Origin of the sequence: Sphaerospermopsis aphanizomenoides BCCUSP55 (assembly GCF_001586785.1) — a bacterium.
GTDB lineage: Bacteria > Cyanobacteriota > Cyanobacteriia > Cyanobacteriales > Nostocaceae > Sphaerospermopsis_A > Sphaerospermopsis_A aphanizomenoides_A.
Genome location: NZ_LUFH02000081.1, coordinates 22,852 through 29,215, shown reverse-complemented (window position 1 = coordinate 29,215; position 6,364 = coordinate 22,852). Strand labels below are relative to the sequence as shown.

Sequence of the window (6,364 nt, the reverse complement as noted above, 5' to 3'; positions counted from 1 at the left end):
GGGGATATGGGGATATGGGGAAAAATTCTTTCTTTCTTCTTCCTGAACTCCTGATAGCGCAGCGTGGCGTAAGCCATACTCCTGAACTCCTGAACTCCTGAACTCCTGAACTCCTGAACTCCTGACTCCTGACTCCTGTTTTAAAAAATGTCTGCTGGGTCGGCTGAACGTAATTTTCTCATGGCGATCGCTCCAGATATAAAGCACATAAAAATAGTTAATATTAGTACCATAATTGCGCGATTATAACTCATGAAAACTGGTAAAAGTGTAGCATCTCTAGCCACTTTATACATAAACAAAGCACAAGCAAATCCAGGCATATATCCTAAGACTGCTAACATGAATGCTTCTTGAAGAATGACTGTTAATAAATAGTTCTGTGTATAACCTATGGCTTTGAGGGTAGCATATTCAGATAAATGATCTGTTACTTCTGTATACAAAATCTGATAAACAATTACAGTTCCCACAATAAAACCCATAATTGTTCCTAATGTGAAAATAAAGCCAATGGCTGTACTACTTGCCCAATAATTTCTTTCAAAGTCAATAAATTCTTGTTTAGTTAAAACATTAACATCTGTAGGTAAATAAGTCCGCAAATAGGCAGCAACTTGATTTGCTTCTGCCCCTGGTTTTAATCTAATTAAGCCAATATCAATTAATCCCCGCTGTCGAGTATTAAATAACCGCAAAAAGTTGACATCGCTGGTAATTAGATTTCCATCTGCACCAAAGGATGCACCTAAAGTAAATAATCCTGCAACTTTAGTCCGTCTTCGTCTAACTTCTGCTGTGACATTTTTACCCTGTTCAAAATCAGCGGCGATTGGACCATATTCTACTCTGGAAGAACGGTCAAATAATACCACATCAGGCATTTTAAGTTTATTTAAATTTTCCTCAACACCAGGTAAATCAAATACATTAAATTCTGGATTTATCCCAAAAGTGAGGATACTCCGGGGGCGGCCTGTAATGGGATTTTTCCAGGTTGTATAGTCTAAATATATGGGATGTACTGACTCAACTGCTGGTAAATCTAAAGCTTTATATAATCGCCGTTGGGAAAAAGGTTTCATTGCCAACACAGCATTAGATTGAGTGTTAATTAAAACAATGTCACCCTTTAAACTGCTGTGCATTCTGACGTTACTGTAATATAGTGCATCTCGGAAACCAAGCTGCATAAACATCAAAATATCAGCAAAGGCAATACCTGATAAAGCCACAGCTAGGCGAGTTTTTTCTCTTGTCAGTTGTAGCCAAGATAGAGGTATTTTTTTAGTCATTTGGTAAGCATTCAGCTATCAGTAATCAGTAATCAGCCAATAACCAAGAGCAAAGATTTAAAAGCATTAGTTTCAGGAAAGTTACACACTCCTCATTTGTTCTCATTCTTTGTATTTCAGTCTTCAAAGCTGTTAGCGTAGCGTGCCGACATTAGCTGACGGCTGACGGCTGACGGCTGAATACTTACGTCATTTGCTATGAGATATGGCAGCATGATTGATGTAATTACTGTTTATTAGTACCTTCTTCAGTATTGATATCGACAAGAACTTTGGCGTTAGTTAAACCAGAAACTTTTTGACTAGAATCTGCGGGAAGAGCAATTTTTACTTCTACGACTCTGGCATCAATATCTGCGGCTGGATCGTTATTTAGCACATCTTTTTTGCCAATTTTTCTGCCAATTTCGGTAATACTTCCCTTTAATTCGCCGTTAAATGCGCCATTGTCACTGGTGATAGTCGCCCTTTGACCAACACGGATTTTACCAATACTATCTTCAGGGATTTCTGCAATCACAAACATCTGCTCGGTTTGTCCCAGTTCAGCAATGCCATTTGTACTCATCACTTCCCCGGATTTGGTGTGAACTTTTAAAATTTCACCGGAGGTTGGGGCTTTTACATAGCTTAATTGCAGTTCTGCTTGGGCTTTTCTGATAATGGCGATCGCATTGGTAACTTGAGCTTGGGCTATGCGGACATCGGTGGGACGAACATCTAGTATCCTGTTCAATCTGGCTCTTTCTTCGTCTATTTGCCTTTGCAGTGTGGCCACGGTTTTGTCGCGGTTGGCTGTAGCTTCAATTAGTTGTTGCTGTAAGGTGGCAATAGTTTGAATTTGGGTGGCTCTAGCTTGTGCTATTTGTTGTTGTAATGTTCCTAGTGCTTGTCTCAAGCTGGCTTGAGTTTCCCGCAGTTGCTGATTAGCAGTAGCCGCACGCAAACGCCTTTTGTCTCTTTCTTGTTGAGAAATGGCTCCTTCTTGGTATAAGAAGTCATAGCGTCCAGCATCAACTTGAGCGTCTCGCTGTTCGGCTTGTATCTTGGCAATGGTTGCTCTTAAACCATCTTGTTGCCCTTTGAGTTCAGCTTCTAGACGTTGGATGCCGGCTTGTTGTGCAACTTTTTCCCCACTTAACTCGGCTGCTATGCGGGAAATGGTCGCTTGTTGAGCCTCTTTTTCTCCGTTTAACTGAGCTTGTAGCCTAGCAATGACGGCTGTTTGAGCTTGAATATCTCTGGGTGAAGCAGCTGTTATTTGGGCTAAATTAGCACGAGATTCTTGCAGTTTGGCTTTTGCTTCTTCGACTGCTGCCATGTTGCTATCGCGGCTGTCTAAAATGGCAATGACTTGACCTTGCTGCACTCGTTGTCCTTCTTTGACTAAGAGTTGCTGCACTCGTGAACCTGCTGAGAGTCCTGAGTTGGGAGCGGCAATTTTAATCACTTCTCCTCGCGGTTCTAATCTGCCGACAGCACTGATACTACTGGCAGTTGGGGCTATGGATACGGAAGAAGTGAGTTTTTTTAATTGTTCAATTTTGGCTGTAGCTAGAAATCCTGCGGCGATCGCCACTGGTACAGCTACAGCAATTTTCAACCAAACTTTAGATTTTTCTAGTGCCTGTGCTGTTAACTTTGGCTTCTCACTTACCCTTGACATGGTACATTACCTATAGGAATCCGGTTTGGTTTCTGAATTTACTTGTGTAGGCAGGGAATAGGGAATAGGGAATAGGGAATAGGGTTTTAGCAGATTTGGGTGTACGGAGTTTTTTTCATAAATCAAATAGGAGTCCTCTATCTGATTTGTGCTAATGGAAGTAAAAAAGCAAATTAGCCTCAGTTGAAAAAAGTCAAACAATTTTGGATTTTAGATTTTAGATTTTGGATTTTAGATTTTGGATTTATTCCACTGATAAATCCGGGGGTTTGTACCATCAATTAAGAATTGGTCAAATTATCAGTTCTAGCACTGTGCCGAACAGAATTGATTTGGTAGATATAGCTGTAGCCAGGATAATTAGGACATTATTAATCTTTGAAACGTAGATATAATAAGGCTTTCCCTCCTGCCTCCTGCCCTCTGCCTACTGCCTCCTGCTATATTTTGGTAGATATAATAATGCAGTGATATTTTTGGCAGTAGTAGATACTATTACCAAAATTAGTTATTAGTGATGATTCTCTTAATTGTTCCTGGTTTATTGAGGCGATATTTGCAGCTAGGAGAATCTGCCAAACATCTAAAATCCGCAATTGAAAATGCGAAGTTGGCACGGTTAAAAACCAACAGAAAAAGGCATATTGCAGGTAAATATAGCCGTGGACAGGGTGGTTAGGACATCAATTGATAATGAAATTCCCACTACAAGAGGGTTTTACTCCTGACTCCTGACTCCTGACTCCTGCTATAAAGTAAAAAATTTCATGATAAAGCTGTGCAGGTAAAGATTTTTACTGCTGATTGATAATTTCTAACTAATACAGTTTTAAAACTCCATGAAACTTTGGTTAAATGAATTCTACATTTATCAGTTACTGGAAAACGTAACGGAACTTACAGATGGAGAGATGAATGTGTGGAAAGTGTGAAGAGACGAAGAGATGGTTATTCTGGTAAATCAAATAATACAGTGGTCATGTAGTTTTCTGCCCAATCTGTACCAAAAGCTTTTTCTAAAACTCGCCGGGTTTTATCATTTTGTTGCTGTTTGGTACAATAATTTTTTTGTCCAGCGATAATTTTCTCTACTTGTTCTGGTGCTACGGGACTAGATGCGATCGCTTGAGTACAATGAATCTCTAAAAATTCTCTCACGCGCTGGAGAAACATTGATTCTTCTTCTTCAGAAGCGGGACGAATAAAGATACAAAAATCGGAAAATATAGCTCCCCATTCTGGTAATTCACGGGGTTGGGAAAAGTTAGGTACGCTTAATGTAGTCAGTTGAAAATTATAACCATCTGGTAAAATACGTTCTAGGTTTACAGGAGAAAGGTCAGCAATTGCAGCACTAATTTGACCTCTACCTCCAACTAAGTCACAACCAAACATGGGTATGTCATATTCTGGACGGGGAAACATCACGCAATGCAAAATATCTAACATATTCCCCACCCTTGCTAGTTCCAAGTGCATTTTCCGGAACTGAGGTGTTTGATAACAACGGTTTTCTATGATCAGTTTTTCCCCTTCTAATCTACCTTCTACATATCCCAATTCCGCAGGTAAATGATAAGGTGATAAATCTAAGTGTTGATGCCAAACCGCTTCAATGGTATTAGCTAAATTGCGAATCAGGGGATGTTGTTGTTCTCGTAGGGAAGGGGTAGAAGTAGAAGACATTTTTCTTATGTAAACGTTGTAATTTATGATCTAGTTTACAATTACTAAGGTTATTTATTTGTATTAAGAATTATAAACATATAATTAAAATCAACGCTTATTTTCGGGAGGATATGATGCAAGAATCTGTGGTGTATCAAAAAATAGTGAGAGAAGGTTTAGAACAAGGAAGACGCTCAGAAGTGAAGTTAATTATCCGTCTACTTCAGCGTCATTTAGGAAAAGTAAGTACAGAAATCCAAAATCAAATTGCAGCTTTATCTTTTACACAGTTAGAAGATTTAAGAGAGGCTTTATTAGATTTTAAGACTGAAGCTGATTTAATTAATTGGTTGAGTGAGAATTGTAATTAAAATGTAATTAAAATTCTCGCAATCAACAATTTTCACTATCTCCAAAAATCTGTGACTTCATACCCCAATTCAGCTAACATCTGCCGCAATAAAGGTAAACTCAAACCAATGACATTGCTGTGACAACCTTCAATTTTTTCCACAAATAAACTCCCAAACCCTTCTAAAGCAAAAGCACCAGCACATTTAAGGGGTTCACCTGTTTTGACATAAGCTTGAATGGCGCGATCGCTCATTTTGCCAAAATAAACTCTAGTTATTTGACACTTGACAACAGTGCGATTCTGTGTATTGTCAATCAAAACATGACCAGTGTACAAGTCACCAAAATTTCCCTGCATTAAATTCCACCGTGCGATCGCCTCTTCTGTATTTGCAGGTTTACCATGAATCTCACCATTCATAGCTAAAACCGAATCACAACCCATAATCAAAGCTGATGGAAATTGTGAAACTACTGTTTTTGCCTTACATTCAGCCAAAGTTTGTACTAATTGTCCAGGTTCACTAATTTGAATTTGCGACTCATCAAAATCACTAGGGTAAACTATCGGTTCTATACCTACAGTTTGCAACAAGCGACGACGGGCAGGAGAAGCAGAAGCGAGTATAAATTGAGGAATAGTCATTGATAATTCGTAATTCTTAATTCGTAATTCGTAATTGGGTATTAGATTTTGGACTTTGGATTTTATTGACTTAATTTTCATCTAAAATCTAAAATCTAAAATCTAAAATCTAAAATTTCTCTTTCCAGTTACCTAATTAATAAACAGTAAAAGAGGTGACAACTTCATCAATCATACGTTGCAGTTTTTGCCAACGTTTTTCTGGTACAGAAGCATTAAATGTGAAAAGCTTACCACGACTCACAGCCACACTGGATATATTATGTCGTTTTTGCTGATTGGGTAAAGTTACTTCATACTCTAGAAGGTAGTAGGTTTTACCATCTAGTTCCTTCTGACCAACATTGATTAATTCAGCCGAACGGCCAGAATCTAAAGGAGCAAGGGCAGATTTACCTAATTTATATCCTACTTCTGTGGGTGTTCCTAATTCTGTCAAAGTTTTACCATCAGGTACAGGACTAATCACCACAGATACGTTTTCTGATATCTCAATTAAATCATGGAACACAACATCTGGTCCGTTGCTAACTTTAACTTGCAACCAACCATTAGGATATAAGAACTGATAACCATCAGCCGTATCTACAAAGCTTTTGAGTCCAGCAGCAGCAGCTACACCAGGGTTACTAAGGCTGATACTCAAGACTAACAGCAAGATTAACGCAATTCGTTTCCACATTTGACAAAATTCCTTTGGGTTTGGCAGCAATATAAGACAAGGATGATTGCAAA

7 protein-coding genes are annotated in these 6,364 nt (G+C 38.7%); 2 read left to right on the top strand and 5 right to left on the bottom strand.

Annotation, left to right across the window (positions count from 1 at the left end; genetic code table 11):
- Nucleotides 1-140: 140 nt before the first annotated feature.
- Nucleotides 141-1,295 (bottom strand): ABC transporter permease DevC, encoded by a 1,155-nt coding sequence (gene devC, locus A0J48_RS19200; protein WP_200325875.1) that lies wholly within the window; start codon nucleotides 1,293-1,295, stop codon nucleotides 141-143.
- A gap of 226 nt (nucleotides 1,296-1,521) precedes the next feature.
- Nucleotides 1,522-2,961, bottom strand: a complete 1,440-nt coding sequence (locus tag A0J48_RS19195) for an HlyD family efflux transporter periplasmic adaptor subunit (protein ID WP_200325873.1) — start codon at nucleotides 2,959-2,961, stop codon at nucleotides 1,522-1,524.
- 517 nt (nucleotides 2,962-3,478) lie between these two features.
- Here A0J48_RS19195 and A0J48_RS19190 point away from each other — a divergent pair.
- Entirely contained in the window at nucleotides 3,479-3,640 is a 162-nt protein-coding gene (locus tag A0J48_RS19190; RefSeq protein ID WP_200325871.1) for a hypothetical protein, read from the top strand.
- Between the two features lie 269 nt (nucleotides 3,641-3,909).
- On the opposite strand, the gene A0J48_RS19185 is transcribed toward A0J48_RS19190, so the two are convergent.
- A complete protein-coding gene (locus tag A0J48_RS19185; protein WP_200325869.1) occupies nucleotides 3,910-4,647 on the bottom strand; it encodes a phycocyanobilin:ferredoxin oxidoreductase in 738 nt (245 codons plus the stop codon).
- 113 nt (nucleotides 4,648-4,760) lie between these two features.
- Here A0J48_RS19185 and A0J48_RS19180 point away from each other — a divergent pair, with 113 nt between their 5' ends.
- Nucleotides 4,761-5,000 carry a DUF4351 domain-containing protein gene (locus A0J48_RS19180; RefSeq protein WP_200325867.1) on the top strand — a complete coding sequence of 80 codons (240 nt, stop codon included), beginning with the start codon at nucleotides 4,761-4,763 and terminating at the stop codon, nucleotides 4,998-5,000.
- A gap of 35 nt (nucleotides 5,001-5,035) precedes the next feature.
- Here A0J48_RS19180 and A0J48_RS19175 read toward each other — a convergent pair whose 3' ends face one another.
- Together A0J48_RS19175 and psbP are read right to left on the bottom strand one after the other, a co-directional pair.
- A complete protein-coding gene (locus tag A0J48_RS19175; RefSeq protein ID WP_200325865.1) occupies nucleotides 5,036-5,629 on the bottom strand; it encodes a Maf family protein in 594 nt (197 codons plus the stop codon).
- 136 nt (nucleotides 5,630-5,765) lie between these two features.
- Nucleotides 5,766-6,311 (bottom strand): photosystem II reaction center PsbP, encoded by a 546-nt coding sequence (gene psbP, locus A0J48_RS19170; protein WP_200325863.1) that lies wholly within the window; start codon nucleotides 6,309-6,311, stop codon nucleotides 5,766-5,768.
- Nucleotides 6,312-6,364 lie beyond the last annotated feature (53 nt).